This is a genomic window from Candidatus Poribacteria bacterium (assembly GCA_016866785.1).
Classification (GTDB): domain Bacteria; phylum Poribacteria; class WGA-4E.
Window position 1 is genome coordinate 1 of sequence record VGLH01000253.1, and the last position, 2,481, is coordinate 2,481.

The 2,481-nt window shown below is 63.9% G+C and carries 3 protein-coding genes; all 3 read right to left on the reverse strand.

Features of this window, described 5'->3' with window-relative positions:
• Positions 1–127 (reverse strand): gfo/Idh/MocA family oxidoreductase (locus FJZ36_18980; protein MBM3216984.1); only part of this gene is annotated, 127 nt, incomplete at its 3' end.
• Between the two features lie 57 nt (positions 128–184).
• Positions 185–1,018 carry a TdeIII family type II restriction endonuclease gene (locus FJZ36_18985; GenBank protein MBM3216985.1) on the reverse strand — a complete coding sequence of 278 codons (834 nt, stop codon included), beginning with the start codon at positions 1,016–1,018 and terminating at the stop codon, positions 185–187.
• 11 nt (positions 1,019–1,029) lie between these two features.
• A complete protein-coding gene (locus tag FJZ36_18990; protein ID MBM3216986.1) occupies positions 1,030–2,253 on the reverse strand; it encodes a site-specific DNA-methyltransferase in 1,224 nt (407 codons plus the stop codon).
• Between the last annotated feature and the right edge of the window lie 228 nt (positions 2,254–2,481).

Genomic DNA, 2,481 nt, shown 5'->3' on the forward strand with positions numbered 1-2,481 from the left:
GGTTGGCGGCGGACGGCTCATAGACGCCGACGAAATCGACGTCGGGGTTCGCCTGAAGGACGGCGGCGTGTCCCGACGCGTGAGCGTGGGAGACGCCGTATTGCGCGATGCGGATGGGTTGGGTCATAGTTCCGCCTTTCCCTGGCACGCGGTCATCGGCGGGACGCCGTGACGCTCTCCGCCGTCAGAATCCATAGAAGAGGGCGTCGAGCACGCGCTTGCTCATCGCGGCTCCGACTTCCCGATAGATGTCGAGCAACTCCGCGTAGCACGTGGGACCGCCGATGAGCTTCCAGAACTCATCGCCGATCAGCAGCCCATCGTCCATGGGATAGTAGTTGCGCACGAAGCTCCACTGGTAGTCGTCCCGGTTCGCGCCGAACGGGTTGTATGCCATCGCGAAGTAGCCGTTGACTTCGGGTCGAGCCTTGCCACGGAACAGATGGATCCGCAGCACGCGCTCGATGATCGTCATGCACTGGTCTTTGTTCGCCTTCGGGCTCTTGATCTCGAAGAAGAACTCCCGACCGTCTCGCGCCACGATGTGGAGGTCTGCCGTGACGACGCGGCTCACGAGGTCGTCATCGCGGCTCGCGTCGAGGACGGCGGACACCATCGCTCCGAGCGATGGCTTGTGTCCCTTCTGCTCTGCCGCCTGCTCGAAGACGGAGCGCTGCCGTTCGAGCTCCACGAGTCCGGCGCGACTGACCATGCCGCTTATCTTGTAGCGTGTGTGGGCTTCGCGGTGATGGTCCAGGGCGATCAGGCGCGCGCATTCCTCGATCGTGGTTCCCAGCTTCGTGCTGATGCTTCGTTCGAACCGATTGATTAGGTCCAACTCAACGGGCAGCAGCGCTTCGTGGAAGGGCTTGAGCTCGCCTTTCTTGGAGCCGGAATCGGGCTCGGTCTGGGAACGCCCTGCCAGCCGACGATGGCGGAACTCGTCGATCGTGCTCTCGATGAGTGCGTCCAGACAGCCGCGTATCTTCGGGCGGGTGTTAGGGCTGATCGACGGCATGGTGTTGCCTGTTACGGTTTGCGCCAGATGAATACGGACTCGAAGTATGCGCCCGACCTTCTGCCTGTCCGGCGGTTGACGTGCCGCTTGACGACGGCTTCCGTTTCGACGCCCACGTCTGCCGCGATGTCTCCGTAGAGGTCCCAACGGTCGTTGGCGACGACGATGAGCACGCCCCCAGACGACATTGCGCTCAGAGCGCGTCGGAGCACGCGCGCGATATCCGCCTGATACTGTTGCTTTGCCCGCTGTCCGCTTCCCGATGAAGCGGGACCGATCTCCTGCTCACTGTGATCGTCGATGCCGAGCAGGTGATAGGAGTACGCATGTTGTCCGTGGTAGTCGATCAACCCAACGTACGGCGGGCTGGTGATGATGCCGTCCATGCGGGGGTACTCGATGACCGAACTGTTGCCGTGGACGACGGCGACATCCGCATCCGTGCGCACGGATGCGAATTCCTTGAGGCGCTTCGCCGTATCCGCGCTGTAGCGCCGAAGGAACTTGAGCGCGTCGGTCGTCGGCTGGCATTCTCGGCTGTGCTTGTAGCACCAGTAGGGTCCCGTCTGCGGCTGCTTCGGGAAGTCGAGGTCGAAGTGCGTCGTCAATCGAGCGGAACGCGCTGAGCGCGACAGGATGACGCGCAGCACGTCCGGGTACTCGTAGTCCCCCCGCTCGATCGCTTCGCGGTAGGTCAGGAGCTGGTTCAACGCCTGGGGAGCGAACCACTGCGTCAGGTAGTCCTGCGTGACTACTGGCAGCCGCAGTTCCGACGGCTCGCCGAAGAGCGGAAGCTGAGGGTCATGGCTCGCAGCCGCACGCCGGGTCTTCTCCAGCGCGTCGTAGGTCTCCTTCTCGACGGTCTCGATGCGATAGCGCGCCGTCTTGACTCGCGCGAGCAGCACGTTGAACGCGGAGAGGTCGCAGCCGAACGCGCCGATCCCGAGCTCGTTCGCCTGTACGAGCGTCGTTCCCGATCCGGCGAATGGGTCTCCGACCGTCTGCCCCGGACGGAAGTACTTCCGCAGGAACACTTCGACGAGCTGGGGGATGAACTTGCCGAGATAGGGATGCAGCCGGTGGACGTGGCGCGTGCGCAGTCGCTCTGGCAGGTCCGCTTCGCGCCAGTTGAGGTTCAGCGCCTCAAGCGGCGTATCGGGCGTCACGGACGACGGAATCGTCGGCGCATTCGTCGTCGCGTAGATGTCGAGACCGCGTTCTTCGTTCGTCAGCATTGTGTTCTCGGCGACACGCTCTACCGGAACATACGAACGCGCGGCGGAATCGTCAAGCCGCGCCACCGTCTAGTGGAACGTCCGACGGCGCGGGTCGGCTTCACGTTCGCTCGCGCTGGAACCTACCGGAGCGCTGGCGAAGTCACGATGAGGCCGCTCGACGCGTCCTCGGCGTGGACGGAGAGCGGAACCGCCGCCGAGAGCTCCAGAACCAGCTCGTCCCGCGCT

Coding starts and splice junctions, on each gene's coding strand:
- FJZ36_18985 (MBM3216985.1), bottom strand. CDS start 1,018: ATGCCGTCGATCAGCCCTAACACCCGCCCGAAGATACGCGGCTGTCTG.
- FJZ36_18990 (MBM3216986.1), bottom strand. CDS start 2,253: ATGCTGACGAACGAAGAACGCGGTCTCGACATCTACGCGACGACGAAT.